The organism is Streptomyces sp. NPDC059852 (assembly GCF_042731455.1).
Lineage (GTDB): Bacteria > Actinomycetota > Actinomycetes > Streptomycetales > Streptomycetaceae > Streptomyces.
Genome location: NZ_JBHWJK010000017.1, coordinates 43302 through 68400 on the forward strand (window position 1 = coordinate 43302; position 25099 = coordinate 68400).

General features: G+C 73.3%; 23 protein-coding genes. 9 read left to right on the plus strand and 14 right to left on the minus strand.

Annotated elements, in window-relative coordinates:
- Positions 1 to 12: 12 nt before the first annotated feature.
- Genes ACFV46_RS21835 through ACFV46_RS21850 form a run of 4 tightly spaced genes read right to left on the minus strand, consistent with a single transcriptional unit; the run spans position 13 to position 3904 of the window.
- The gene (locus ACFV46_RS21835) at positions 13 to 612 is read right to left on the minus strand and encodes an ATP/GTP-binding protein (RefSeq protein ID WP_376726848.1); all 600 of its coding nucleotides are present in this window, start codon (positions 610 to 612) and stop codon (positions 13 to 15) included.
- The gene (locus ACFV46_RS21840) at positions 599 to 1024 is read right to left on the minus strand and encodes a DUF742 domain-containing protein (protein ID WP_062668591.1); all 426 of its coding nucleotides are present in this window, start codon (positions 1022 to 1024) and stop codon (positions 599 to 601) included. Before ACFV46_RS21840 ends, ACFV46_RS21835 begins: the two co-directional genes overlap by 14 nt.
- Before the next feature lie 25 nt (positions 1025 to 1049).
- Entirely contained in the window at positions 1050 to 1532 is a 483-nt protein-coding gene (locus ACFV46_RS21845; RefSeq protein ID WP_062668590.1) for a roadblock/LC7 domain-containing protein, read from the minus strand.
- Entirely contained in the window at positions 1529 to 3904 is a 2376-nt protein-coding gene (locus ACFV46_RS21850; RefSeq protein ID WP_385499391.1) for an ATP-binding protein, read from the minus strand. The genes ACFV46_RS21845 and ACFV46_RS21850 overlap by 4 nt, the downstream gene beginning before the upstream one ends.
- Positions 3905 to 4248: 344 nt before the next feature.
- Here ACFV46_RS21850 and ACFV46_RS21855 point away from each other — a divergent pair, with 344 nt between their 5' ends.
- Positions 4249 to 5205: an ABC transporter substrate-binding protein gene (locus tag ACFV46_RS21855; protein ID WP_361937136.1), complete on the plus strand. Its 957-nt coding sequence runs from the start codon at positions 4249 to 4251 to the stop codon at positions 5203 to 5205.
- A 69-nt stretch (positions 5206 to 5274) separates the two neighbouring features.
- On the opposite strand, the gene ACFV46_RS21860 is transcribed toward ACFV46_RS21855, so the two are convergent.
- From ACFV46_RS21860 to ACFV46_RS21885, 6 genes are all read right to left on the minus strand, one after another.
- Complete coding sequence (locus ACFV46_RS21860) at positions 5275 to 5634, minus strand: DUF742 domain-containing protein (protein WP_361937138.1); 360 nt, start codon at positions 5632 to 5634, stop codon at positions 5275 to 5277.
- A 1-nt stretch (position 5635) separates the two neighbouring features.
- Positions 5636 to 6055 carry a roadblock/LC7 domain-containing protein gene (locus ACFV46_RS21865; RefSeq protein ID WP_062668586.1) on the minus strand — a complete coding sequence of 140 codons (420 nt, stop codon included), beginning with the start codon at positions 6053 to 6055 and terminating at the stop codon, positions 5636 to 5638.
- 11 nt (positions 6056 to 6066) lie between these two features.
- A complete protein-coding gene (locus ACFV46_RS21870) occupies positions 6067 to 8412 on the minus strand; it encodes a nitrate- and nitrite sensing domain-containing protein (protein WP_385499311.1) in 2346 nt (781 codons plus the stop codon).
- A 188-nt stretch (positions 8413 to 8600) separates the two neighbouring features.
- Complete coding sequence (locus ACFV46_RS21875) at positions 8601 to 9596, minus strand: substrate-binding domain-containing protein (protein ID WP_361937142.1); 996 nt, start codon at positions 9594 to 9596, stop codon at positions 8601 to 8603.
- 237 nt (positions 9597 to 9833) lie between these two features.
- A complete protein-coding gene (locus ACFV46_RS21880; RefSeq protein WP_361937143.1) occupies positions 9834 to 10244 on the minus strand; it encodes a DUF6114 domain-containing protein in 411 nt (136 codons plus the stop codon).
- Positions 10244 to 10903 (minus strand): DUF6230 family protein, encoded by a 660-nt coding sequence (locus ACFV46_RS21885; RefSeq protein ID WP_062668583.1) that lies wholly within the window; start codon positions 10901 to 10903, stop codon positions 10244 to 10246. The genes ACFV46_RS21880 and ACFV46_RS21885 overlap by 1 nt, the downstream gene beginning before the upstream one ends.
- Positions 10904 to 11508: 605 nt before the next feature.
- Here ACFV46_RS21885 and ACFV46_RS21890 point away from each other — a divergent pair.
- On the plus strand, positions 11509 to 12162 hold the full coding sequence (locus tag ACFV46_RS21890; protein ID WP_376726850.1) for a Tat pathway signal sequence domain protein: 654 nt from the start codon (positions 11509 to 11511) through the stop codon (positions 12160 to 12162).
- An 18-nt stretch (positions 12163 to 12180) separates the two neighbouring features.
- Here the strand turns inward: ACFV46_RS21890 and ACFV46_RS21895 are convergent, their stop codons facing one another.
- Together ACFV46_RS21895 and ACFV46_RS21900 are read right to left on the minus strand one after the other, a co-directional pair.
- A complete protein-coding gene (locus ACFV46_RS21895; RefSeq protein ID WP_385499313.1) occupies positions 12181 to 13152 on the minus strand; it encodes a lytic polysaccharide monooxygenase in 972 nt (323 codons plus the stop codon).
- Positions 13153 to 13632: 480 nt separating this feature from the next.
- Complete coding sequence (locus ACFV46_RS21900; RefSeq protein WP_361932487.1) at positions 13633 to 14295, minus strand: ScbR family autoregulator-binding transcription factor; 663 nt, start codon at positions 14293 to 14295, stop codon at positions 13633 to 13635.
- A 189-nt stretch (positions 14296 to 14484) separates the two neighbouring features.
- Between ACFV46_RS21900 and ACFV46_RS21905 the strand changes: the two genes are divergently transcribed.
- The 4 genes from ACFV46_RS21905 to cyc2 all read left to right on the plus strand — a co-directional run bounded on the left by ACFV46_RS21905 (position 14485) and on the right by cyc2 (position 19680).
- Positions 14485 to 15426, plus strand: a complete 942-nt coding sequence (locus ACFV46_RS21905; RefSeq protein WP_385499314.1) for a ScbA/BarX family gamma-butyrolactone biosynthesis protein — start codon at positions 14485 to 14487, stop codon at positions 15424 to 15426.
- A gap of 74 nt (positions 15427 to 15500) precedes the next feature.
- Entirely contained in the window at positions 15501 to 16148 is a 648-nt protein-coding gene (locus ACFV46_RS21910) for a ScbR family autoregulator-binding transcription factor (protein ID WP_361932483.1), read from the plus strand.
- Between the two features lie 22 nt (positions 16149 to 16170).
- Entirely contained in the window at positions 16171 to 17355 is a 1185-nt protein-coding gene (locus ACFV46_RS21915; RefSeq protein WP_385499316.1) for a damage-control phosphatase ARMT1 family protein, read from the plus strand.
- A gap of 162 nt (positions 17356 to 17517) precedes the next feature.
- Positions 17518 to 19680: a germacradienol/geosmin synthase Cyc2 gene (cyc2, locus tag ACFV46_RS21920; RefSeq protein ID WP_385499317.1), complete on the plus strand. Its 2163-nt coding sequence runs from the start codon at positions 17518 to 17520 to the stop codon at positions 19678 to 19680.
- A gap of 55 nt (positions 19681 to 19735) precedes the next feature.
- On the opposite strand, the gene ACFV46_RS21925 is transcribed toward cyc2, so the two are convergent.
- Positions 19736 to 20215 carry a nucleoside deaminase gene (locus ACFV46_RS21925; RefSeq protein ID WP_385499318.1) on the minus strand — a complete coding sequence of 160 codons (480 nt, stop codon included), beginning with the start codon at positions 20213 to 20215 and terminating at the stop codon, positions 19736 to 19738.
- A gap of 99 nt (positions 20216 to 20314) precedes the next feature.
- Here ACFV46_RS21925 and ACFV46_RS21930 point away from each other — a divergent pair, with 99 nt between their 5' ends.
- The 3 genes from ACFV46_RS21930 (at position 20315) to ACFV46_RS21940 (ending at position 23124) form a co-directional block, all read left to right on the plus strand.
- Entirely contained in the window at positions 20315 to 20872 is a 558-nt protein-coding gene (locus tag ACFV46_RS21930; RefSeq protein ID WP_361932475.1) for a PDZ domain-containing protein, read from the plus strand.
- Between the two features lie 124 nt (positions 20873 to 20996).
- A complete protein-coding gene (locus ACFV46_RS21935; protein ID WP_385499319.1) occupies positions 20997 to 22124 on the plus strand; it encodes an aminopeptidase P family protein in 1128 nt (375 codons plus the stop codon).
- Positions 22125 to 22194: 70 nt separating this feature from the next.
- Positions 22195 to 23124, plus strand: coding sequence for a phosphotransferase family protein (locus ACFV46_RS21940; RefSeq protein ID WP_385499320.1), 930 nt, complete (start codon positions 22195 to 22197; stop codon positions 23122 to 23124).
- Between the two features lie 67 nt (positions 23125 to 23191).
- On the opposite strand, the gene treZ is transcribed toward ACFV46_RS21940, so the two are convergent.
- Positions 23192 to 24937, minus strand: coding sequence for a malto-oligosyltrehalose trehalohydrolase (gene treZ / locus ACFV46_RS21945; RefSeq protein ID WP_385499321.1), 1746 nt, complete (start codon positions 24935 to 24937; stop codon positions 23192 to 23194).
- Positions 24938 to 25099 lie beyond the last annotated feature (162 nt).

The following is a 25099-nucleotide window of genomic DNA, read 5'->3' on the forward strand; positions in this document are numbered from 1 at the left end:
CCGGCACCGCCGTCAGCCCTCCGTGCGGGCCAGGGCCAGTTCGAGGACGACGAGCAGGGCGTCCCGCACCGAGCCGGTCTCCCGGGCGTCGAACACGACCACGGGGACCCCCTCGCTGACGTCGAGCGCCCAGCGGACCTCGTCCAGGGTGTGCTCGACCCGCCCGTCGAAGGCGTTGACGGCGACCGCGAACGGGATGCCCTTGTGCTCGAAGTAGTCGACGGCGGCGAAGCAGTCGTCGAGCCGCCGGGTGTCGACGATGACGAGGGCGCCGACCGCGCCCTCCACCAGGTCGTCCCACATGAACCCGAACCGCTCCTGCCCGGGCGTGCCGAACAGGTACAGCTTCAGGGTCGGGTCGATGGTGATGCAGCCGAAGTCCATGGCGACCGTCGTCGTGGCCTTCTGCGGGGTGTGCGTGAGGTCGTCGACGCCCGCCGCGACCTCCGTGATGGCCGCCTCCGTGGTGAGCGGCTCGATCTCGGATATCGCCCCCACGGCGGTGGTCTTGCCCACGCCGAAGCCGCCCGCGATCACCATCTTGACCGGCAGCGGCGGCCGTGCCGTCGCCGGTCCGGCCGGGGCGCCGGCGGCCGTTTCAGTCGCTGTCACTGAGGACCCCTCGTGCGTCGGGGATGGCGCGCAGGCCCTCGATGACCCTGCGCAGGACGGAGGCGTCGTGGACGACGCCGGAGTCGGGCACGTGCACCGTCAGCCGGCCCTCGTCGCGCAGGTCCTCGGCGAGGACCCGCACCACGTTCAGATGCAGCCGCAGCCGGGCCGCGATCTCCGCGAGGGACTGCGGCAGCCGGCACACGGCGACGATGTCGCGCCGCTCGAAGGCCAGCCGGTCGAGCCCGTCCAGCCCCTCGGCGGTGGCCACCACCTGGGTCTCGACGGGCATCGCCCGGTCGCCGGTGGTGTCCGCGACCCGGCCGGCGGTGAGCAGGAACGGCCGCACGGCGGACGCCTGCCCGACCGGTTCCGGGCCGCTCGGCTCCGGCGGTGGGATGTCGTCCGCCATGGGGTGTCCGCTCCTTCCGGCCCGGTCAGCGGGCCGAGGCCGCACCGACGCTGTTCTTCAGCTCCAGGACGAGCTGCGGGCTCAGGGCGGCTCCGGCCCGGTTCGCGAACACCGTCATCTCGTAGGCGATGTTGCCCAGCTTGGCCTCCTTGTCGGTGACCACGCCGAGGACGGCGCCGCTGCCGATCGCGGAGACCAGCACATGGCCGCCGTCCAGATCGATGATGACCTTGTTGAGCGCGCCGAGACCGTAGTTGCCGGACGCGCCCGCGGCGAGGCTGGTGATTCCCGAGACGATCGCGGCGAGCCGCTCGGAGTCGGCCTGCTGCCGCAGCTCCGACACGGCGATGAGCAGCCCGTCCGAGGAGACGGCGATGGCGTCCACGACGCCGGCCGTCTCGGTCGCGAAGCGATTCAGCAACCAGGTGAAGTCGGCTGCGGCGGCGGCCAGTTCGGCTGACGAGGCATCCGTGCCTCCTGCCGGGGTGCCACCTGTCGACGTGCTCACTGCTCCGCTCCTTCCGGGGGGTCGTTCGGGTCCTGGGCTGGGGAGTTCGGTGCCGGGACCGGGACGGCCCCGCTCTCGCGGTGCGCGCGCTCCACGGCGGCCTCGAACGCGTCGAGTTCGTCGCGTACGGCGTCTGCGTCGACGACCCGGGGCCGGTCCGGCACCACGGCCGCCCGGTCGTCGCCCGCCCCGCCCTTGCGCAGGGTCGCGCCCCGGACCCGCCGCCGCAGCGGGCGGACGGAGGACGGGGCGCCGGGACCGGCGGGGGCCTCCGCGGAGCGGGGGGCGGGCACGGTCGCCGCGGGGCGCCTGGCACGGCGGGGGAGGGGGCCGGAGGCGTCCGGGTCCGCCGGTACGGCGTCCGCGGGCACCGGGCCGGTGGCCGTGGCCCCCGACGGTTCCGGGGCGGGCCGCGCTGTGCCGGCCAGGGCCGTGAGGGCCGGGGTGGACGTCGTCGCCGTCGTGCTGCCGGTCACCAGGCGGGCCGAGGGGATCGTCACCTCGGCCGTGACACCGCCGCCCGGGGTACGGGACAGGGTGACGCCGATCTTCCAGCGGCGGGCGAGCGTGCCGACCACGAACAGGCCGAGCACCTTCGTCGGGACGAGGTCGAGCCGTTCGCGGCGGATCAGACGGGCGTTCTCCTCCGCCAGGCGCTCCGCGCTCATGCCCAGGCCGTGGTCGCTCACCACGATCACCGCGTCGTCGCCGTCCGTGGCGACCGTCACCTCGACAGGGCTGTCGGCGGGCGAGAACGACACGGCGTTCTCCAGGAGTTCGGCCACCATCAGCGTGAGGTCGCCGATGACCTCCGGTTCCAGGACGGCCTCGGACCGCGCCCGCAGCTCCACCCGCTGGAAGCCCTCGATCTGGCCGAGCGCCGCCCGCACGACGTTGGTGAGCGAGGTGGGACCGGCGTCCAGGGCGGCCTCGTGGATGCCGGCCAGCAGCATCAGGCTGTCGGCGTTGCGCCGCAGACGGACCGCGATGTGGTCGATGGAGTAGAGGCGTTCGAGCAGCGCGGGGTCGGTCTCGCCGCGCTCCACCGCGTCGATCAGGGTGAGCTGACGGGACGTCAGGTTGCTGACGCGGCGGCCGACGTTGCCGAACATCTCGGCGACGTTGCGCCGGCTCAGCACCTGCCGCTCCAGCAGCGCCGCCGCTGTCGTCTGCACCTCGTTGAAGCTCTCGGCGAGTTCGCCGATCTCGTCGCGCGCGGTGACCGGCATCTCGCGCAGCCGGGGCGGCCCCTCGTCCTCGGCGTCGTCGTCCGCGACCCGCGCCAGCTCGCGCCGGGCCACGTCGGCGACCTGCCGCGCGGCGCCGGTGAGCGCGACCACCGGCCGCACCACGGAACGGCGTACGAGCACGGCGAGGACCAGCCACAGGGCGAAGCCCAGCAGCGCGGCGCCGAGGAGCAGCAGCGCCCGCCACGCGGCCGTCTCGGACGCGTCCTCCGCCCGGTCGGCGATCTGGTCGATCAGCGAGGTCGTGATCGACAGCCGGGTCTTGGCCTGGTCGCGGTAGGAGTCGTACGAGTCGAGGGCGCGGTCGAGGGACCTACGGACCTCGGCGGGGGAGCCGGCCTGCGCGGCGCCGGGGTCGATCTGCAGCTCGGCGTACTGCCGGCTGATGACGGACTGCGCGGGGGTGTAGCGGATCCCGGCGAAGGTGTCGGCCTGCTCCTCGGTGGCGAAGCGGGTGAACCGCTCGGCCTGGTGCGTGAACTCGTCGTAGGCGCCGATCGCGCCGATGACCTCGATGAGCGCGTTGGAGTCACCGGTCGACGCAGAGAAGACGGCCGTCTCGAACTCGCTGTGCGCGGCGGCCGAGCGCAGGAGGGAGTCCAGCAGGTTGCCGGTGAAGGTGGTGGCGAGCTCGGGGTTGCGGTCCAGGGCCAGGCCGTCGATCAGCTGGCTCGCGGCGTCGGTGTACGCCGGGTCGATGTTGTTGGCCGGCAGGTAGCCGTCCTCGACGGTGTCCCGCAGCCCGGCGAGGCCCTCGACGTTCTTCAGTGCCTGGGCCTCGGTGTCCGGCAGCCGCTCGCCGAACGCCTCGCGCACCCGCCCGACCTGGGTGTCCACCCGTTCCTGGGCGGTGCGGTAGGCGGACGCCGAGGGCTCGCCGCCGCCCGCCGCCTCGTGCCGTACGGAGAGCAGCACGGCCTGCTGGTGCTCGGCGGCCAGCCGGTCGACGAGCTTCGCGACCTCGACGCTCTCGCGGACCAGCCGGGCGGCGTTCGCCGCCTCGCGCGACTGCGCGGTCTGGTCGGCGATGAGGTAGGCCAGCAGGGCCGCGACGACCGTCAGCGGCACACCCACCAGGAGGTTCAGCTTGTGCCGGAAGGGCCAGCGGTCGGGGTGACCGCGCATCCGGCGGGGGCGGGGTCCGCCTGCCTCGCTCGTGGACACCGGGATTCCTCCTTCGTGGGCGCCGCACCGGGTGCGCACGCCGCACGTGACCGCTGTTGCCGACTTCCGATCGATTCTGTGCGGGACAGTACCGTCCCTTCGGTGCTGTGACCGGAACTGTACGTCAAGATTCCGTTACACGACCCGGGCGTCCCGATCGTCCCACCTTCACACCACGGACAACTCCTCGACACATTACGGATTTTGAGTCCGATCGGTGACCTGGCAGCCCTTGACTGACCGAGAACCCGCTGGATTGGATCAGTGGAAAAGCTCTCCCAACCCCACGGACCGGAACGGGAATCGTGACTTTCACCGCCCTGCGCAGCAGCTCCCTCAGGAACCATCCCGGCGCGGCCGCCCTCGCGCTCGCGGCCGCCGCGGCGCTGCTGACGGGATGTTCCTCCTCCGACGACAAGTCCGACCCCCTCGCCGAGGACAAGGCGAGCGGCGACACCGTCGTCGTCGGCTCGAACAACTTCGCCGAGAGCGTCCTCATCGCCGACATCTACGGCGAGGCCCTCAAGGCCAAGGGCATCAAGGTCAGTTACAAGCCCAACATCGGCAGCCGCGAGACCACGTACGGCCTGCTCAAGAACGGCTCCGTCACGGTCCTTCCGGAGTACAACGGCTCGCTGCTCGCCTACCTCGACCCGAAGGCGCCGCAGGAGTCCGCCGAGGCCGTCAACACCGCCGTCAAGAGCAAGCTGGACGCCAAGCTCACCCTGCTGGAGTCCTCCCCGGCCGAGGACAAGGACTCCGTCAGCGTCAACGCCGAGACGGCGAAGAAGTACGACCTGACGGCCGACTCCACCCTCGCGGACCTCAAGGACGCGGCGCCCGAGCTGCTGATCGGCGGCTCGCCCGAGTTCCAGACCCGCCACCAGGGCCTGAAGGGCCTGGAGGCCGAGTACGGACTGAAGTTCAAGTCCTTCAAGGCGCTGGACGCGGGCGGCCCGCTGACCCAGGCGGCCCTGACGAAGAACACCGTGCAGGCCGCGGACATCTTCACCACGGACCCCACCATCACCAAGGAGGGCTTCGTCGTCCTCAAGGACCCGAAGAACCTCTTCGGGTTCGCCAACGTGACCCCGCTCGTCTACAAGAGCGGTCTGTCCGAGGAGGGCGTCGCGGCGCTCAACGCCGTCTCCGCCAAGCTGGACACCAAGACGCTCCTCGACCTGGACTCCCAGGTCCAGCTGGAGAACAAGGACCCGCTCGACGTGGCCAAGGCCTGGCTGAAGTCGGCCGGCCTGGCCTGACGACGCTCCCGGCGCGCCGGTGACGGGCGTAGGCCCTCACCGGCGCGTCCGCGTGTCCGGACCGCCCGCTCAGAGCCGGTCGAGGCCGTCCCGCAGCTTCTCCAGCAGTCCCGGCTCGGCCGTGCCGGGCGTCACCGGCCGCGGACGGTGCACGGTGATCAGACCCGCCTCCAGCAGATCGCACAGCATGATCGCGACGACGCTCACCGGCAGGTCGAGGCGGGCCGCGAGCTCCGCGACGGCGACCGGGCGCGCACAGCGCCGCAGGATGCGCAGCTGCTCGGGCTGCGGGCGCGGTGCCCGCTCCGGCGGCGGATCGACCGCCGTCACCCGCGTGATCAGGGTGAAGTCGCCACGGCTGGGCCGGGTCCGGCCGCCCGTGAGGGTGAAGGGACGTACCAGCCGGCCCGCCGTATGGTCTGGGCCCACCTCACGCACCCGGGCCGACGTGGGCCCGCGGTGCCGCCGACAGGTGCTCACCGATCTTCTTCACCAGCATGTTCATCTGGTACGCCACCACGCCGACGTCGGCGCCCTGGTTCGTGAGGACGACCAGATGGGCGCCCGGTCCCGCCGTGGTCAGGATGAGATAGCTCTGGGCCATCTCGATCAGCGCCTGGCGCACCGGACCGCCCCGGAAGTCCATGCTGACGCCCTTGCTCAGACTCATCAGGCCGGACGCGGTCGCCGCCAGCCGCTCGGCGTCGTCGCGCAGGAAACCCGTCGACTTGCTCACCACCAGCCCGTCCTCGGAGAGCACGACGGCGTGGTTGACGCCGGCGACCCGCTCGACGAGTCCGGTGAGCAACTGGTCGAGCTGGGTGTCGGTGGCGGGAGAGGGGCGTGTCATGGCGGAGTCCTTCATGAGCGGTCGGACGGGCTGGCGGGCGTGGGGGACGTGGGGGAGGAGCAGGCGCCGGACGGGGCGGGGTCGCGCTCCGGCGGGTCGGTGGGGTCGGCGGGTCCGGAGCCGTCCTCGGCCCGGGCCCGGAGCGTGCCGCGCTGGAAGCCGCCGAGGGAGGAGGCGGCCCGCTCGGCGGTGAAGTCGTCGTCCGCGCACCCGTCCTCGCCGGCGGGCGGGGCCTCGTCGCGCGGCCCCGGGGCGGGAGCGGCCCGCCGCACCCGGCGCGGCAGGGGCGTCAGCTCCTCCTCCGGGTCCGGCAGGCGGGCGGCGGGCACCTCGGGCGGCGCCTCCTGGGCGGGGGCCTCCGACGCGGGGGCCGGCGCCTCCAGGTCCTCCTCGCCGGGGCCCTCGTCCTTGTCGGGGTCCTCGTCGGGCACGTCCGTCACCACGACCTCGTGCGGGACGAGCACGATCGCCGTGGTGCCGCCGTACGGCGAGGGGCGCAGGGTGACCGTGATCCCGTGCCGCCGGGCGAGGCGCGCGATCACGAACATGCCGAGCCGCAGATCGTCGGCGAGCGCCACCACGTCGAACTTCGGCGCCTCGGCCAACTGGCCGTTGAACGCGGTGTAGTCCTCCTCGGACAGGCCGAGCCCCCGGTCCTCGACCTCCACGGCCAGCCCCTTGGCGACCATGGCGGCCCGCACCGCGACCGGCGCGGGCGCCGGCGAGTACAGCGTCGCGTTCTCGATCAGCTCGGCCAGCAGATGGATGAGGTCGGCGACCGCGGGCGGCGCGATGTGCACCTCCTCCTCGGTGTGCACCTGGACCCGCCGGTACTCGGCGACCTCGCCGACCGCGCTGCGCAGGATGTCGATCAGGGCGACCGGCTCGCTCCAGCTGCGGCCGGGCCGCTCGCCACTGATGATCACCAGGTTCTCCTGGTAGCGGCGCAGCTGGCTGGCCGTGGAGTCCAGGGCGTACAGGCCCTTCAGCACGTCGGGGTCCTCGTGCGCCCGCTCCAGCGCGTCGAGTTCGGTCAGCTGCAGGTTGACCAGGTTCTGGCTCTGCCGGGCGATGCCCAGGATGACCTTCTGGAACCCCCGCCGGGTGTCGGCCAGTTCGACGGCGGTGTGCACGGCGGTGCGCTGCGCGGCGTTGAACGCCTGCGCCACCTCGCCGAGTTCGTCACGGCCGTAGTCCAGCGGCGGCGTCGCCAGCTCCACGTCGACCTTCTCGCCCCGCTCCAGCCGGGCCACCACGTCGGGCAGCCGCTCCTCGGCGAGGGCCAGGGTGGCCTCACGCAGGCCGCGCAGCCGCCGCGACAGCGAGCGGGTGATCCGCCAGGACACCGCGAGGCACAGCAGCACCGCCACCAGACCGCCCGCGCTCAGCAGCGCGGCCGTGACCAGCAGCCCGCGCGCGTCGTCCGCGCTGCGGTCCAGCAGGGCGGACGTCTGCCCCCGGATGAGTCCCGTGTACGCGTCGGACACCTGGAGCAGCGAAGCCCGCCACTCCTCGCGCACCTCCGGGATCGCGACCGAGCCGCCGTCCCCCGTGGGGCGGGCCGCGAGCACCCGGTCCTCGATGGACTCCAGGGTGCGCCACTGCGGGCTGCGCAGGATCCGCTCGGTCCGCGCCTTCGCGTCACCGGTCAGCGACGGGAGGATCTGGTCGCCGACGATCCAGCGCCGGGTGCCGACCAGTTTCCCGAACTCCGTCCACGTCGCGGCGTCCATCCGCCCCGAGGGACCCGCCAGGGTCAGCAGCGCGTCCTCCTGGGACATCAGCTCCGCCGCGTGCTCCAGCGAGACCAGCGGCGCGGCCTGCGACGTCAGGTCGCCGTCGTCGACCTGGGACAGCTCCCGGAAGACGTGGATCTGGTCGTCGATGATCGACGTGTACTGGCCCAGCGCCTGCGCGGGGGTGATGTCGGTGGGGTGGTCCACCTGGCCCCGGTAGTACTCCAGGCTGCCCGCGGAGCCGACGACCGAGTACAGCCGGGCCTTGATCCGTTCGGGCGCCCGCTTGATGTCGTCCGACCGGTCGAGGAGTTCGGCGACGGCCTCGTCCGTACGGGCGCGCTGGTCCTCCAGGGCGTCACGGGCCGCCTTCTGCCGCGAGGCCAGCCACACCGCCGAGTAGCTGCGCTCCCGTTGCAGGGCGAGGGTGGCCTCGGTGCCCATGGCCCCGGTCGACTCGCTCAGCTCGGTCTGCGCCCGCAGCCGCAGCCCCTCGGAGAACATCTGGACCGTCGTGACGCTCCACACGGCGGCGAGCGTCACCCCGGGCACCAGGGCCAGCAGGAGCAGGGAGAGGCGGATGGAGCCGAGGCGGCGCCGGGGACCTGTCCGTGGAGACATCGTCGTCCTTGGGCGTTCAGCGGAGGGCGGAGGCGGGCAGCGCGGGGGAGTGGGTCGTACGGGGGACCGGGGCCGGGGGTGACGGTGCGGCCGGTAGGGCGCGGGGGGTGCGCAGGATGCTATCCGCACATGTGACCGTCCGTGTCACGCGTGACGAAACTGTGGCACCACCGCGCGAGGTGTCCGGTTCAGCGGGTCCCGGCGCCGGCGAACCGGGCGACCGCGGCCACGTTCTTGCTCGTGACGAAGGCCGGACCGGTGAGCACCGGTTTCTCCCCGCCGCCGAGCGTGTTGCCGTTGGTCCGGTACAGCCACAGCGCGTCGACGGCGAGATAGCCCTGCAGATAGGGCTGCTGGTCCACGGCGAACCCCACGTCGCCGGACTGGACCGCCGGGACGAGGTCCTTGCTGAGGTCGAAGGTCGCGACCCTCGCCCTGCTGCGGGCGTCCCGCACCGAGCGCACCGCGGCCAGCGCGAACTGGGCGCCGTTGGCGACGACTTCGTCGATCGTCGGGTCCTGGCCGAGCCGGGCGGTGACGGCCGCGGTGACGGCGTCCAGATCGGTGCCGTCCACGTACAGGTTCTCGCTCTCTCCGCCGAACGCCTTCTTCACGCCCGCGCAGCGGGCCTCCAGGGACACGTTGCCGCGCTCGTGGACGACGCACAGGGCGTGCCGTGCCCCGAGGTCGTCGAGCCTGTCGCCGACGGCTCGGCCCGCGACGCTCTCGTCCTGGCCGAAGAAGCCGAGCAGACCCGCCGAACGCCAGGCGTCGATGCCGGAGTTGAGGCCGACCACCGGGATGCCGGCCGCCCGCGCCTCGGCGACGGCCCGTGCCATCGCCCCCGGCTTCGCCAGGGTCACCGCGATGCCGTCGACCCGCTGCCGGACCACGTCCCGCATCAGCGCGGCCTGACCGGCCGGGTCGGCGTCACTGGCGTAGGTCAGCGCGACGCCGTCCTTCGCCGCGGCCGCCTCGGCGCCCCTGCGCACCAGGTCCCAGAAGGCGTCGCCCTCCCCGCCGTGGGTGATGAGGGCGATCCTCGGCCCGGAGGGGCCGCCCGCCGCGTCCGTGCCCTTCTCGTCGCCGGTCCCGCCGCCGGAGCACCCGGCCAGCACCAGACAGACGGTGGCCGTCCATATCGCGACCCGGAAGGCGGCGGACGACGGGCGTGGGGTGTTCATGGTGGTGCGGCACCTCGCTGTGCGGCCGAGCAGGAGGAACGAACGGGAGCACGGCCGGCGTCGCACGGCTGGGATCCGCCGGTCTGCTGAACTCCCGTTGGGGCGGAGCCAATCGCGTGCGGCCACCGGTAGTCAAGTGCGTCACCACCCGGGGTGAGCCGCCGCTGCCACATCGTGATGAACCGCCCACGCGGACACGCCCGGGACCCGGGTTCCGCCCGGTGTGCCCGCGTGTGCTCAGCCCGCCTCCGCGGCGGCGCGCCGACGCTCCCGCCGGCTCTTGCGCGGCTCCTGGTCCGGCAGCCAGCCGAACACCAGGCAGCTCCCGACCACCCCGAGGAGCAGTCCGACCAGGAACCCGCCGAGGTTGGAGGTGAGCCAGGTCCCCAGCGAGACAAGGACACCGGTGATCGAGTAGAAGAGCCGCTGTGCCGGGTTGAACAGGGTCAGCAGGCCGAGCAGCACCATGAGCACGGGCAGCAGATACCCGGCCAGCCCCTGCATGCCGATGTGCAGGACGACCTTCAGCGAGGCCTTCATGGTGAGCAGGATCCAGGCACCGCCGAGCGCCAGCAGCAGCCCGCCCCAGAACGGCCGGTCGGACCGCCATCGGCGGAAGGCGGCCCGCGCGCCCGCTCGCCCGTCCATCAGCACCCCGAGCCGCTGAACCGCAGTTTCAGGCCGGGCAGCTTGAACACACCAGCGGTGGTGGCGTAGTTGGTCTGCCGCAGGTTCGCGATCCGCACGGTGTCGGCCTGCTGGCTGAAGACGCCGATCGGGCCCTTCACCCCGGCCTTGGTCAGGGTGCTCGCGTCGTTGCCGATCTCGATGTTGTTGAACGCCGCGTCGCCGGACAGCTCGGTGGAGTCGGTGGTCAGATCGCTGGCGGTCACCTTCTCGGCGCCGCTGCCCGCGGTGATGAGGAGGTTGGTGCCGCCGAGGTCGACGCTCTGGCACAGCTTGGTGAGCGTGGCGTTCTTGATGGCGGAGGTGACGATCAGGACCTGGCCGCCGGTGTCGCCCTCGTTGGGGCTGCCCGGGGCCATCTCGTCGAGACCGCCGAACTGCTCGAAGCCGGTGCCGTTCAGCTCCGTGGCGGTGACCGTGAACGGCATGCCGGAGATGGCGAACTGCACACCCAGCGCCCCCTCCGCGGTGAGCACCGCGAGGCCGGCGGCGACCAGGGTGGCCGGCACCGCCATCACGGCGGCCCGGCGGGCCCGGACGCGCCCGCGGCGTACGGAACCGCTTTCCGGCTGCTCGGGGGTGTCACCGGAGGACGAGGTGACGTCGGAGGACGAGGCCATGACTGCTCCCAGGTGCGAAGGACACGGGTAGGGCATCAGCGGCACGTTGTCCTGGCGCGGACAGCGCCCGCGGCCGCACGTCTCCCCGCACCTCCCGGCGGATGCAAGGGCTTTCACGTACTCCGCGGTAGCCAAAGCCGGAAGTTACCGGTGGTTACACCTGAGGGTCAAGGCAGTTGTGGAAAAACGGTGCCGATGGTGTGGCGCTCGTGCCCGGCGGACCGCCCGCGACCTTGCGAACCCCTCGACATCTCGACAACTCCCGTAGAGGCGCTTGACGTTGACGGGCACTCAGGTCTACAACTCTCGCAAGGTTCCCCTGGATCCGTGGCGCCGGATCCCCGTCGCGTGGCCCCTGCCCGCGCTCCCGGACCGCATCTCCTTCACACTCCGCTTCGGCGAGATCCTCCCCGCGCGCCGTCACGGTCGCTCCCCCCTCGACCCGTGCCGGGCGGCCGCTGCCGGGCCCTGGCGTACGGAGAAGGCGCCATGGGCCGGCGGCGGCGCACGCAGCACTTCCCCCACAGCCCCCCACAGGGCTCCCCGACTCCCTGGGCGACCTGAACCGCCCAGGGCTCCCCCTACGAAAGTCGAGGTACAGCCGCATGCGCACCCGCACCCTCACGACCCTCGCCGGCGCCGTCGCCGCGCTCACCCTCCCGTTCGCCGTCCCCGCCTCGGCGGCCGACGGCGCCGTGCTCACCGTCGGGTCCCCCGACGGAGCGGCGGTCGCCGCCGGGGACGTCCTCACCGCGCCGCTGGCCGCCGGGACCAACGCGACCTTCTACTCAAGCGCCACCGGCACCAGCGGCCTGACCTGCACCTCGTCCCAGTTCACCGCCGCCGTGACCGGCAACCCGGCCGCGCCCGGCACCGCCACCGAGTCGGTCACCGCGCACACCTTCGACGCCGCCAGCTGTTCCACCAACGTGGTGGGCGTCCTCGGCGTCACCAGCATCACCGTCAACAACCTGCCGTACGACTCCACCGTCGCCTCGGACGGCACGGTGACCGTCACCCCGCCCGCCGGCTCCACCGTGCGCACCACCGTCGTGCTGCGCACCCTGCTGGGCAGCGTCAACTGCGTCTACCAGGCGCCGGGGCTGACCGGCACGGCGAGCAACGACGACCACACCATCACCTTCACCCGCCAGCAGTTCAGCAAGGTCTCCGGCTCGTCCCTGTGCTTCGCCAACGGCTACTTCACCGCCAAGTACGCCCCCGTGAACGCCGACGGCGAAGTGGTGTACGTCAACTAGTCGCCGTCGAACCGGAGTTCACTTCCGGCGCAGACGCAGGGCCAGCGCGGCGCCCCCGGTGAGCACCAGCACCGTGGCGGCGCCGCCCGCGACGAGCGGCGCCGAGGCCCCCGTACCGGACGTGCCGGTGGACACCACCGGAGTGCCGGCGGGGGCCTCGGCGGCGCGCGGGGCACCGGAGGCGGCCTGCTCGGCGGCGTCGGTGGCGGAGGCCGTGGGCGAGGCGGCGACCGGCGCCTTCTTCGTGGGTGTCGCGCCGCCCCCCGGGGTGGCCTTCGCGCCCCGCCCCGCCCCTGCCGCGCCCGTCGCCGCGCCCGCGCCGCCCGTACCGTCTCCCGTCGCGGCCGGGAACACCACGTCGGAGCACGAGTAGTAGGTGTCCGGCGTACTGGTGTTGCGCCACACCGTGTACAGCACATGGTGGCCCGAGCGGTCGGAGGGCAGTTTCGCCGTGATCCGGTACGCGCCGTTCGTCAGCGCCGGGTCCTTGACCGACGCGAACGGCCGGTCCGGCAGATCCGACCAGGTCAGCGGTTTCGCCGGGTCGTAGCCGGCCTTGGTGAGATAGAGCTCGAACGTGCCGGTGTGCGGGATGGTCGAGGAGTACCGCATCGTCAGGGTGGCGCCGGGGGTGAGCCGGGTCGAGGGCCAGTCGGACCGCGCGAGGTCGAGGCCCCGGTAGGCGGTCAGCCCTCCGCTGCACAGTCCGCCGTCGGGCACGACCTGCCGGTCCCGCCCGTTCACGTTCGCGATCCGCAGGTTGTCCCAGGCCGTGAAGGGCGCCCCGTTGGCCGCTACGGCCGCCCGGCACGCCGCCGACCGGGACGCGGCACCGCCCTCGGGGGAGCAGGCGTACACCCGGCTCACCGGATCCGTCGGCGCCCCATGCGCGTGAGCGGGCCCCGCCGCCCACACCGTGAGCAGCGACGGCACGGCGACGGCGGCCGCCAGAGCGGCGCGATGCGAACTGATCCAGGGCATCCGGGACATCCGGAACGACTCCTCGGCCGACGGCAACGGTCCCTGTGCAGTACGGGAATCGCGCCCGGCGCGTTCAGAGCGCGCCGAGCCGGGGCGAAGCCCGCGTTCACCGGTCGGGCACAGGACGTCGAGGGTGGGTCTCCGGCCCGGTCGAGGGTTTCCCCTGTATCCCGATGACCTTCTCTCTGCCTATCGTTCGACCACAGCCGGCCCACCGGTGACCCCGCGGGGGCCCGGCTCACGCCGGTCCGGCCGCCGCGTTCGCACGTCCTGTCGCCCACCCGCGCCCTCGCCGCGTACCACGGGACGGCTCGACAACCAGAGCCTGACCTTCTGGACCGACGCCGGCCGGACGTCCCCCTGGGGACGCCATGAGCGGGCGGGCCGGCCGATGCGGATGGGGCATCGGCCGGCCCGCCGTCCTTCCCTCCGCCACCGGACGCCTCGCACGGAAACCGTCACTCCGGTCCGATGCGATCACGGTCCGTGTCAGGTGTGGCCCACGCCGACGGCCGTCGCGTCGAGGGCGGCCAGCACCCGCAGTCCCCGGTCGGGCTCCCGGTCGATGCCGGTCAGCAGGCCCGGCACCGCGATGCCCGGCAGCAGATGCCCCCACAACTGCGAGATACGCTCCGCCAGATCCGCCCGGTCGGTCAGCGCCCGGGACATCAGCTGGATCCCGGCGAACGAGCCGACCAGCAGCTCCACCGTCTGCCGGGGCCGTACGGTGGGCAGCAACTCCCCCCGCGCCAGCGCCTGTTCCAGGACGACGACGAGCAGGTCCGCCCACTGCCGGAACGCCCCGGAGTGGTCGACGCCGGACGGCGCGCTCTGGTCCACGGCGAGCCGCACGCTCCCCTTGAGCAGCGCGTTGTGCCGCAGCCGCTGCCCGAACACGAAGGTCATGTCGACGACTTCCTGCAGCTTGCAGGGCTGGGGCGGTACCGCCCCGAACGAGATCTGCTCGTCCAGCACGGCCTGCGCGAGCGACTCCTTGGAGGGGAAGTGGAAGTACAGGGCGCCCTTGGTCACCGCGGCGCGCTCCAGGACCATCGAGATGGTCGTGGCGGCGTACCCGTGCTCGTCGAAGACCGCCCCGGCCGCCTCCAGGATCACCTGCCGCGTTCTGATGGCGCGCTCCTGCCTCGCCATAACAGCCCCTTCATCACCCCGAGTCGGCCTGTGCGCCCCGCGTGCGCCGGAGCGGTGGGGCACGGGCGAGCGACCCGCGGCCGCATTGAAAACAAACCGGTCGCCTCGTACTCTAACGCTCGCGGCACGGGCACCTCGCCGCCTGTTCAGCGCACGTACGGGCACACACGGGGGACCCAAGGAGGGGACATGCCACCTTCGCGGCCACTCGCCACGACCCCGCTCGCCGGACTCCCCACGGCGCCCGACGGATTGACGGCCACGGTACCCCGCCAGCTCGTCCACCGGGCTTCCGTAGCCGAAACGTTTCTCACCGGGGCGGTCGCCACCGGAGCCGACTCCTTCGACGTCTTCGCCGAGTGGCCGCGCACCCATCAGCTGCTCGTCTCGCCCGACCGGTCGGCCTACCAGCCGCTGCTCGTCGCCGAGACCGTCCGCCAGGCCGGCACCCTCCTCGCCCACACCGCCTACGACGTCCCCCTCGGACACCACTTCGTGCTGCGGGAGTTGGCGATCACCACCCGACCCGAACTCCTCACCGTCGGCCCCGCGCCCGCCGAACCCCTGCTGCGTGTCACCGTCACCGACGTCACCCGCCGCGGCGGCCGGCCCACCGGGTTCCGCTACGAGGCCGACGTCCTGCTCGGCTCCGCGAGCGTCGCGACCGCACAGGTGGCGGCGACCTGGACCGGCGAGGCCGTCTACCGGCGGCTGCGCGGCGGACGTTCCGCCGCCACCGTCCCCGTCCTGCCCCTCCCGCCGGGCCTGCCGCCCACCGCCGTGGGCCGCGCCTCGGCCGCCGACGTCGTCCTGGCCCCGGCCGTCGCTCCGGGCCGCCGTCAGCTGCGCGTCGATACCGGTCATGCTGTTTTCTTCGATCATCCCCTGGACCACGTCCCCGGGATGCTCCTGCTGGAGGCCGTCTGCCAGATGCTCGCCGCGGACCCCGCGAGCCGCGGACGGATCCCGGTCTCCTTCTCCTGCGTCTTCCACCGGTACGCCGAACTCGACCTGCCCACCTGGATCGAGCGGACCGGGGCGGCCGTTCCCGGTGGCACGGCCGTCCGCGTCACGGCCCGTCAGAAAGACGCGGTGGTATTCGAGTGTGGGGTGGGGACCGAGGAGCGCTGAGCTATCGTGTGCAGGGAGTAAGAAACAAACGGCATGTCCCGTTCTTTTCCGCCCCCTTCAGGAGTGTCCCCCCGATGGCGAGGCAGCTACGCGCCGAACAGACCCGCACGACGATCCTCACAGCCGCCGCGGAACTGTTCGACCGTCATGGCTACGAATCCACCAGTCTGAGCGACATCGTCGAACAGGCCCAGGTCACCAAGGGGGCCCTGTACTTCCACTTCGCGGCGAAGGAGGATCTCGCCCAGGCCATCATGGAGCTCCAGTCGCGGGCGTCCCGGCAGGTCGCCGCCGAGATGGAGGGCCGTGGCTACTCCTCCCTCGAGTCCCTGATACGCACGACGTTCGGCATCACCCGCCTGTCCGTCGAAGGGCCCATCCCGCGCGCCGGACTGCGCCTGGCCACCGGGGGAGTGGTGATCCGCCCGCCCCTGCGGCACCCGTTCACCGAGCTGCTGGACATCACCACCCGCCGGCTCGTGTGCGCCGCCCAGGAGTCCGACCTGCACCCCGACGTCGACGCCGAGGCCGCCGCACACGCGCTGGTCTGCTTCTTCGTCGGCACCCGGGTCGTCGGCCGGTCCACGGAGAGCGTCGCCCGCCAGCCCCGCCGGGTCGCCGAGATGTGGCACCTGATGATCCGGGGACTGGTCCCGGTGCCCCGTCGCGCCCGCTACCTCACCCTCGCGACACAGCTCGAACGGGAGCTCAGAGCCGTATGACCCGGGCGGTACGGTGAGGCGCATGCCACGGTCCGACGCCCCGCTCCCACCCGTCCTCCTCGCCGACGAGCCGGGCTCCTTCCCGCACGGCGTCCTCGCCGAACGGCACCCCGCGATCATCCGCCAGGTCCGGGACGCGCTCCCCTACGGCCCCGAGCAGCGCCGCGCCCTGGACGCCCTGCTCGCGAACTGCCTCGACGGCGTGATCGAACCGCTGCCCGCCGACGCCCACGACCGGGACCGCTGGACGGCCTGGGGCGCCGGCACCCACACCGGCCGGTCCTGGTTCGACGTGCCGTGGCTGTGGTCCGAGAGCTTCTTCCACCGCCGTCTCCTCGACGCCGTGGGCTACTTCGCCCCCGGCCCCTGGCAGGGCGTCGACCCGTTCCGCCCGTCCAAGACGGCCGAACTCGACTCGCCCGGGACCGACGAGGAACTGGCCGCCCTCGACGCCCTCGCCGGTCTGCCCCCGGCCGAACAGGACCGCGCGCTGCTGCACGGCTCCCTGTGGGGCAACCGGGCCGACCTCAGCTTCCGGCTGGGCGCCACGGGCGGCCCGTCCGGCTCCGGCACCCCGCCCCTGGTGGCCGACGACAGCGACGTCCTCTGGTCGCTGCTCCCGCCCTCCGGCACGGCCACCGTCTGCCTGATCGCCGACAACGCCGGCCGCGAACTCGTCCCCGACCTGCTGCTCATCGCCCGGCTCCTCACCGAGGGACGTGCCGCCCGCGTCCTGCTGCACGTCAAACCGCAGCCGTACTACGTCTCCGACGCCACGCACACCGACGTGCTCGACGCCCTGCGCCGGCTCGTCACCGCCCCGGGAGCCGCCGCCGGGCACGGGCGCGTCCTGTGGGAGGCGCTGACCGACGGCCGGCTGACCGTGCGCGCCCACCCCTTCTCCTGCGCCCCGCTGCCGTACGCGGACATGCCCGACGACCTCCGTGGGGAACTGGCCTCGGCGACCCTGACCATCCTCAAGGGCGACCTCAACTACCGCCGTCTCGTGGGAGACCGGCGCTGGCCACCCACCACCCCGTTCGCCGAGGTGACCGCCCACTTCCCCAGTCCGGTCGCGGCCCTGCGGACCCTGAAGTCCGACGTGGTCACCGGACTGGACGCCGGCACGGAGGCCGCGCTGGTGACCGCCGAGGGAGAGAAGTGGCGGACGGCCGGGACACACGCGCTGATCCAGGTGCGGACCTGACGGAGGCGGCGGCTGCGGCCGTGGGGCGTTCGCGCGCCGGTGATCGCCCCCGGGCGTCACAACCCCCGCCCGGGACGCCCGCTTTCGCCCCCGTTTCACGCGATGGTGTGATCATGTGCGGCCCGGAGGATGCCCGCCGAAGGCCCTGGGTAGGGCCGGGCCATGACGCAGCAGCCCTTCGAACTCCCGCACTTCTACATGCCGTATCCCGCGCGGCTCAATCCGCACGTCGACGAGGCCCGCGCCCACTCGACGGCGTGGGCGCGCGAGATGGGCATGCTGGAGGGCTCCGGGATCTGGGAGCAGTCCGACCTCGACGCGCACGACTACGGCCTGCTCTGCGCCTACACCCACCCTGAGTGCGACGGACCCGCGCTGTCCCTCATCACGGACTGGTACGTGTGGGTCTTCTTCTTCGACGACCACTTCCTGGACATGTACAAGCGGACCCAGGACCGCGCCGCCGGCAAGGCCCACCTCGACCGGCTCGCCCTGTTCATGCCGATGGACCCGGCCACCCCGATGCCGGAGCCGGAGAACCCGGTGGAGGCCGGACTCGCCGACCTGTGGACGCGCACCGTCCCGGCCATGTCCGCGAACTGGCGCCGCCGCTTCGCCGTCGCCACCGAGCACCTGCTCAACGAGTCCCTGTGGGAGCTGTCCAACATCAACGAGGGGCGGATCGCCAACCCCGTCGAGTACATCGAGATGCGCCGCAAGGTGGGCGGCGCCCCCTGGTCCGCCGGTCTGGTGGAGTACGCGCGGGCCGAGGTGCCCGCCGCCGTCGCCGACTCGCGGCCGATGCGGGTGCTGATGGAGACGTTCTCCGACGCCGTGCACCTGCGCAACGACCTCTTCTCCTACCAGCGCGAGGTCGAGGACGAGGGCGAACTCAGCAACGGCGTCCTGGTCCTGGAGACCTTCTTCGGCTGCTCCACCCAGGAGGCGGCCGACATGGTGAACGACGTCCTCACCTCACGGCTCCACCAGTTCGAGCACACCGCCCTCACCGAAGTGCCCGCGGTGGCCCTGGAGAACGGGCTCACCCCCGACGAGATCGCCGCCGTCGCCGCCTACACCCTGGGTCTGCAGGACTGGCAGTCCGGCGGCCACGAATGGCACATGCGCTCCAGCCGGTACATGAACGAGCGAGCCCGCACCACCCGGCCCTGGCACGGACTCTCCGGCCCCGGCACCTCCGCCGCCGACGTCGGCGCCCTGCTCGCCTCGGCCGGGGCGGAGCGGGCGCGCGCCCACACCCATGTGCCGTACCAGCGGGTCGGACCGTCCGTGATCCCCGACTTCCACATGCCCTACCAGGTGGAGCTGTGCCCGCATCTGCCGGGCGCCCGGCAGGGGCTCGTGGAGTGGTCGCACCGCATGGGCATCCTCCAGGAGGGCGTCTGGGACGAGGACCGGCTCGCCGCCGCCGACCTCGCCCTGTGCTCGGCGGGCCTGGACCCCGACGCCACTAAGGAGGCCCTCGACCTCAGCGCCCACTGGCTGGCCTGGGGCACCTACGGCGACGACTACTACCCCCTCGTCTTCGGCCACCGCCGCGACCTGGCCGCCGCGAAGCTCACCACCGAGCGCCTGGCCGCCTGTATGCCCGTCGACGACGGGGAGGTCACGCTCGTCCCGTCCAACGCGATGGAACGCGCGCTGATCGACCTGTGGACACGGACGACGGCGGACATGACGCCCGAGCAGCGGGGCACCTTCAAGAACGCGGTCAACTCCATGACACAGAGCTGGCTGTGGGAGCTGCACAACCAGCTCCTGCACCGCGTCCCGGACCCGGTCGACTACCTGGAGATGCGCCGGTCCACCTTCGGCTCCGACCTCACCATGGCGATGTGCCGGATGGGCCACGGCCCCGCGGTGCCCCCGGAGGTGTACCGCAGCGGACCGGTGCGCTCCCTGGAGAACGCCGCGATGGACTACGCCTGCCTGCTCAACGACGTCTTCTCGTACCAGAAGGAGATCGAGTACGAGGGCGAGGTCCACAACTCCATCCTGGTCGTGCAGAACTTCTTCGGCTGCGACTACCCGGCCGCGCTCACCGTGGTCCAGGATCTGATGAACCAGCGGATGCGGCAGTTCGAGCATGTCGTCGCGCACGAACTGCCGGTCGTGTACGACGACTTCCAGCTCTCCGAAGAGGCACGGGACGCCATGGCGACCTATGTGACCGACCTGCAGAACTGGATGGCGGGCATCCTCAACTGGCATCGCAGCGTGGACCGTTACAAGGCCGACTACCTGGCGCGGCGCGCCCACGGCTTCCTGCCGGACCGGCCGCCCGCCGTACCCGTCCTGGGCTGACCCGGACGCCCCCGCCTCCGCCCTGTCGTGATCCGGGGCGGGGGCGTCCTGCGTGTCAGTACTCCTCGCGGTCGGGCGCGGCCCGCCACGCGTCGAACGGCTCGGTCCGGCCCGGCACGTCCAGCCGCTCCAGCGACAGCGGCCAGGACACGTCGTCCCGCCGGGCGAACAGCTCGTGCAGAGCCGCGTCGTCGAAGCCGGCCGCCGCCGCGTCGTGCCGGTCGGCGCCGTACACGACCCGGTCCAGGCGCGCCCACAGGGCCGCGGTCAGGCACATCGGGCACGGCTCGCACGACACGATCAGCGCACAGCCCTCCAGGGAGGCGCTGCCCAGCTCCGCGCACGCGGCCCGCAGCGCGCACACCTCGGCGTGCGCGGTGGGGTCGTGGGCGGCGGTCACACGGTTGGTGCCGGTGGCGACCACCTCGCCGTCCTGGACGACCAGCGCGCCGAACGGGCCGCCGCCCTCGGCCACGCTCGCCGTGGCCAGCGCGACGGCCCGCCGCATCCACACACGCTCGTCTCGCGTCGGCACGGTCACTCCTCGGGTCGGGGGATCCGGCGGGTCAGTCTCACTCGATCGTGGCTCGTCGTGCGCCGGTGCGCAGGGTAGTCACCTGCCGGAGGCGATCCGATGGAACAGACTGCGTTGCGACCCAAGCCCATGCCTGGTCAGGGGCCCACCGACAAGGACCGGACGGACGGGGGCGCCCGCCGCCCGCACGCCGCGCCCCGCAGGCGCGGGCGGCGCCTGGCGAACCTCGCCGTCGCGGTCCTCGCGGCCCTGGTCCTCGTCCTGGCGGGCGTCGGGCTCGGCACGCTCGGCAGCACGATGGTCGGCATGAGGGAACTCGCCGCACTCCAGCGCCGGAGCGCGCCCGCCCCCACCCCCACCCCCGCCCCGGCACCGGCCACCGCGTCGCCCACCGGCGCGACGCTGGGGATCGAGGCCGTCGACACACGCGGGCCGGGTGCCCTGGTCGTCGCCGTCCATGTCCCCGGCCCCGGCTACACGGCCGGACTGGTCCGCGGGGACGTCGTCCTCGCCCTCGGCCGGTCACGCGTCGACGACGCGTCGTCCCTCGCCCGAGCGGTCTCCCGCGCCCGCCCCGGCCGTGGCATCACCCTGACGGTCCGCCACGCGGACGGCACCCGCCAGCACCTGACGGCGGTCCCGGGCATCACGACGTGACCACCCGGACGGCGGACATCCGGACGGCGACCGATCGCCGAGGTTCCCCCGACCGGCTCGCGTGGGTTGCCTCGGGCGGGCAGGATGCTGCCCGTACTCCTTCTACGTGACCTGGGAGGCCCGGATGAGTGGCACCGTGCGCGCGCCCTTCACCGCCGACGACTACCGGGCCCGGATGGAGCGTGCCGTCGGGGCCGCCGAGGGTGCCGGGCTCGCCGGGCTGCTGGTGGCGCCCGGACCCGACATGGTGTGGCTCACCGGGTACTCCCCGCCCGCCGACACCGAGCGGCTCACCCTGCTGGTCCTCACCGCGGACCACGGGCCCGTCCTCGTCGTCCCCGCCCTGGAGGCCCCGGACGCCGCGAAGGCCGCCGGCGCACCCGTCATGACCCTGCGCGACTGGACCGACGGCCAGGACCCCTACGCCGCCACCGCCGCCCTCCTGGACACGAGCGGCCGGTTCGGCATCAGCGACAACGCCTGGGCGATGCATCTGCTCGCCCTCCAGCGGGCCCTGCCCGGCACCTCGTACGCCTCCCTCACCGACGCCCTGCCGATGCTGCGGGCCGTCAAGGACGCGGCCGAGCTGGAACTGCTGGCCGCCGCGGGCGCCGCCGCGGACGCGGCGTTCGAGGAGATCCGCACGGTCCCCTTCGGCGGGCGCCGGGAGTCCGAGGTGGCCGCCGACCTCGCGGAGCTGCTGCGGCGCTTCGGGCACGCGCAGGTCGACTTCACCATCGTCGCCTCAGGACCGAACGGCGCCGACCCGCACCACGAGGCCGGCGACCGGCGCATCGAGCGGGGCGACATGGTCGTCCTCGACTTCGGCGGCCTGAGGGACGGCTACGGCTCCGACACCTCCCGCACGGTCCACGTCGGACCGCCCACCGACGAGGAGCGCCGCGTCCACGACCTGGTGCGCGCCGCCCAGGAGGCCGGGTACCGGGCCGTGCGGCCCGGCGCGGCCTGCCAGGACGTCGACCGGGCCGCCCGCGCCGTCATCGACGAGGCCGGCTACGGGCCGTACTTCATCCACCGCACCGGTCACGGCATCGGCGTCACCACGCACGAGCCGCCGTACATGATCGAGGGCGAGGAACAGCCCCTGGTGCCCGGCATGTGCTTCTCCGTCGAACCGGGCGTCTATCTCCCCGGCCGCTTCGGCGTGCGCATCGAGGACATCGTCACCGTCACCGAGGACGGCGCCCGGCGCCTGAACGACACCACCCGGGAGATGGTGATGGTCGACTGACCGGCACCGGCACCGGCACCGGCCCGGAGCAAGGAGCCCCCGTCCACCCCCGAGCGACAACGGCGCGACCATGACCCAGGCACCGACACCCACCGCGGACACCGTCCGCCGGCTGGTCCGTTCCCTGATCGAGGACGGCACCGGCGGCTCGGCCGGCCCCGAGATCCGCCCCGCCTCCCCGGGCGCCGGCCCCACCACCTGGCTGGTCGGCGCCCGCCATGTGCTGCGCCTCGCCCCCGACCGGGAGGCCGCCGTCCGCCAGCGCCGCGAACTGCGGGTGCGCGAGCTGGTCCGCCCGCACGTGCCCGTCGCCGTGCCGACGAGCGTCGCCCACGGCGAGTGGGCGCCCGGCCTGACCTACACCCTCGACACCCGGATGCCCGGCGCCCCGGGCACCGAGAACAAGGTGTCCGCCATCGGCGAGGCCGACCTGTCCGGGCTGCTCACCGGCCTGCACCAGATCTCCGTACGGCAGGCCGAGACGCTGGGCGTGCCGCGCGCCGCCCCGCGCTCGCTGGAGACCCTGCGCCGCACCGCCGAGAGCGCCGCGGCCCGGCTGGCCGCCGCCGACGAGTTCGACGCCGAGCGCCTGCGCCAGCTGACCCGGCCCGCGGCCGTGCAGCTCGGGGCGCAGCCCAGTGCTCCCGTCCTCGTCCACCACGCCCTCACCGGCGACCACCTCGTCGTCAGCGCCGACGGCCGGGTGCGCGGCGTCCTCGGCTGGGACGGCACCGTCGTCGGAGACCCCGCCGAGGACATCGCGGGCCTCGCGCTCGCCGTGGGCTCACCGGCCGCCGTCCGCGCCGCCACCCTCTCCGGGTACGGCGCCCGCCCCTGCCTGCGCGGCCTCTGGCTGGCCCGCTGCGACGCGATCGTGCGCCTGGCGGCCCGCCTGGACGGGCAGGGCACGACCCCTCTGCCCGTGCTGCGCACCTGGCTGCGCAACGCCTGGGAGGCGATCCTGCTGGAGCGGGTCACGGACGGCGACCCCGAGCCCTGAGACGCGCCGAACTCCGAAGCCCGGTCAGGACTCCGAGCCCTGAGGCGCCCCCAACTCCGAGGCCCGGTCAGGACTGGAGCAGGACCACTGCCGACTCGCCCGGCACGTGCAGCACCCCGTCCGCGCCCGGTGACTCCACCGGCTCCCACGCGGCCAGGACCTCCGCCTTGCGCGGGCCCAGCGGGATCGCCGCCGGGCGGTCGGACAGGTTCACGGCCACCCGGACGTCCCCGCGCCGGAAGGCGAGCCAGCGGGCCTGCTCGTCGTAGGCGACCTTGGTGTCGGCGAGGTCGGGGTCGGTGAGGTCGGGCTGTTCGTGGCGCAGGGCGATCAGGCGCCGGTACCAGGCGAGCACGCGCGCGTGCGGCTCGCGGCCGGGCTCGGACCAGTCCAGGCAGGAGCGCTCCCGGGTCGCCGGGTCCTGCGGGTCCGGCACGTCCTCCTCGGCCCAGCCGTGCGCGGCGAACTCCCGCCGCCTGCCCCGGCGTACGGCCTCGGCGAGCTCGGGGTCGGTGTGGTCGGTGAAGAACTGCCAGGGCGTGCCCGCCGCCCACTCCTCGCCCTGGAACAGCATCGGCGTGAACGGCGCCGTCAGCGTCAGCGTGGCCGCGCAGGCCAGCAGGCCGGGGGAGAGGGAGGCGGCGAGCCGGTCGCCCTGGGCGCGGTTGCCGACCTGGTCGTGGGTCTGGCTGTAGCCGAGCAGCCGGTGCCCGCCCACCCGCGTACGGTCCAGCGGGCGGCCGTGACGGCGCCCCCGGAAGCTGGAGTAGGTGCCGTCGTGGAAGTAGCCGCCGGTCAGGGTCTTGGCCACGGCGGCCAGCGGCGCCCGCGCGAAGTCGGCGTAGTAGCCCTGGGACTCACCGGTCAGGGCCGTGTGCAGGGCGTGGTGGAAGTCGTCGTTCCACTGGGCGTGCAGTCCGAGCCCGCCGTTCTCGCGCGCGGTGATCAGCCGCGGGTCGTTCAGGTCGGTCTCCGCGATCAGCGACAGCGGCCGGCCCAGCTCGTCCGCGAGGGCGTCGACGGCCGTCGACAGCTCCTCCAGGAAGTGGCACGCGCGCGTGTCCACCAGCGCGTGCACCGCGTCCAGGCGCAGCCCGTCGAGCCGGTAGTCCCGCAGCCAGGCCAGGGCGCTGCCGACGAGGAAGGCGCGCACCTCGTCCGAGCCGGGCGCGTCCAGGTTGACCGCGGCGCCCCAGGGCGTCTGGTGCCGGTCGGTCAGGTACGGCCCGAAGGCGGGCAGGTGATTGCCGGACGGGCCGAAGTGGTTGTGGACCACGTCCAGCACCACGCCGAGCCCCAGTGTGTGCGCCCGGTCGACGAAGCGTTTCAGCGCCTCGGGCCCGCCGTACGGCTCGTGCACCGCCCACAGCGAGACCCCCTCGTACCCCCAGCCGTGCCGGCCGGGGAAGGGCGTCAGCGGCATCAACTCGACGTGCGTCACGCCCAGTTCGGCGACATGTCCCAGCCGGTCGGCGGCGGCGTCCAGGGTGCCCTCCCGGGTGTACGTGCCGACGTGCAGCTCGTACAGGACCGCGCCGGGCAGCGGCCGGCCCGCCCACTCGGCGCCCCACGCGAACCGCCCGTGGCCGACGACCGCGCTCAGCCCGTCCGGGCCGTCCGGCTGCCGCAGCGACCGCGGATCGGGCAGCACCGGCCCGTCGTCCAGCGCGAAGCCGTACCGGCTGCCGTCCCGCGCGTCCGCCTCCCCCCGCCACCATCCCGCACGCTCCGGATCGGGCTCCAACGCGCGCGTGGCGCCGTCGCAATGGAGCGTGACCCGGTCGGCCTCTGGTGCCCACACCTCGAACTGCACGGACGGTTCCCCTTCGTCTGCTCACGGTGACGTAGCCCGTCCATGGTGCTCCACCGGAGATCGATCCGCTGCGGGATCCACCCTTTCGCGACGGACGGCGTGCCGCGCGCACCGCCGCCCACCCCGCCCGCCGTTTCCGCGTTTCCTGGACAGCCGGGACGC

What these genes read in the sequence shown, in the direction of transcription:
- ACFV46_RS21840 (WP_062668591.1), bottom strand. Translation starts at nt 1,024, where the DNA reads ATGGCGGACGACATCCCACCGCCGGAGCCGAGCGGCCCGGAACCGGTC.
- ACFV46_RS21850 (WP_385499391.1), bottom strand. Translation starts at nt 3,904, where the DNA reads ATGCGCGGTCACCCCGACCGCTGGCCCTTCCGGCACAAGCTGAACCTC.
- ACFV46_RS21865 (WP_062668586.1), bottom strand. Translation starts at nt 6,055, where the DNA reads ATGACACGCCCCTCTCCCGCCACCGACACCCAGCTCGACCAGTTGCTC.
- ACFV46_RS21870 (WP_385499311.1), bottom strand. Translation starts at nt 8,412, where the DNA reads ATGTCTCCACGGACAGGTCCCCGGCGCCGCCTCGGCTCCATCCGCCTC.
- ACFV46_RS21875 (WP_361937142.1), bottom strand. Translation starts at nt 9,596, where the DNA reads ATGAACACCCCACGCCCGTCGTCCGCCGCCTTCCGGGTCGCGATATGG.
- ACFV46_RS21880 (WP_361937143.1), bottom strand. Translation starts at nt 10,244, where the DNA reads ATGGACGGGCGAGCGGGCGCGCGGGCCGCCTTCCGCCGATGGCGGTCC.
- ACFV46_RS21885 (WP_062668583.1), bottom strand. Translation starts at nt 10,903, where the DNA reads ATGGCCTCGTCCTCCGACGTCACCTCGTCCTCCGGTGACACCCCCGAG.
- ACFV46_RS21890 (WP_376726850.1), top strand. Translation starts at nt 11,509, where the DNA reads ATGCGCACCCGCACCCTCACGACCCTCGCCGGCGCCGTCGCCGCGCTC.
- ACFV46_RS21895 (WP_385499313.1), bottom strand. Translation starts at nt 13,152, where the DNA reads ATGTCCCGGATGCCCTGGATCAGTTCGCATCGCGCCGCTCTGGCGGCC.
- ACFV46_RS21900 (WP_361932487.1), bottom strand. Translation starts at nt 14,295, where the DNA reads ATGGCGAGGCAGGAGCGCGCCATCAGAACGCGGCAGGTGATCCTGGAG.
- ACFV46_RS21905 (WP_385499314.1), top strand. Translation starts at nt 14,485, where the DNA reads ATGCCACCTTCGCGGCCACTCGCCACGACCCCGCTCGCCGGACTCCCC.
- ACFV46_RS21910 (WP_361932483.1), top strand. Translation starts at nt 15,501, where the DNA reads ATGGCGAGGCAGCTACGCGCCGAACAGACCCGCACGACGATCCTCACA.
- ACFV46_RS21915 (WP_385499316.1), top strand. Translation starts at nt 16,171, where the DNA reads ATGCCACGGTCCGACGCCCCGCTCCCACCCGTCCTCCTCGCCGACGAG.
- cyc2 (WP_385499317.1), top strand. Translation starts at nt 17,518, where the DNA reads ATGACGCAGCAGCCCTTCGAACTCCCGCACTTCTACATGCCGTATCCC.
- ACFV46_RS21930 (WP_361932475.1), top strand. Translation starts at nt 20,315, where the DNA reads ATGGAACAGACTGCGTTGCGACCCAAGCCCATGCCTGGTCAGGGGCCC.
- ACFV46_RS21935 (WP_385499319.1), top strand. Translation starts at nt 20,997, where the DNA reads ATGAGTGGCACCGTGCGCGCGCCCTTCACCGCCGACGACTACCGGGCC.
- ACFV46_RS21940 (WP_385499320.1), top strand. Translation starts at nt 22,195, where the DNA reads ATGACCCAGGCACCGACACCCACCGCGGACACCGTCCGCCGGCTGGTC.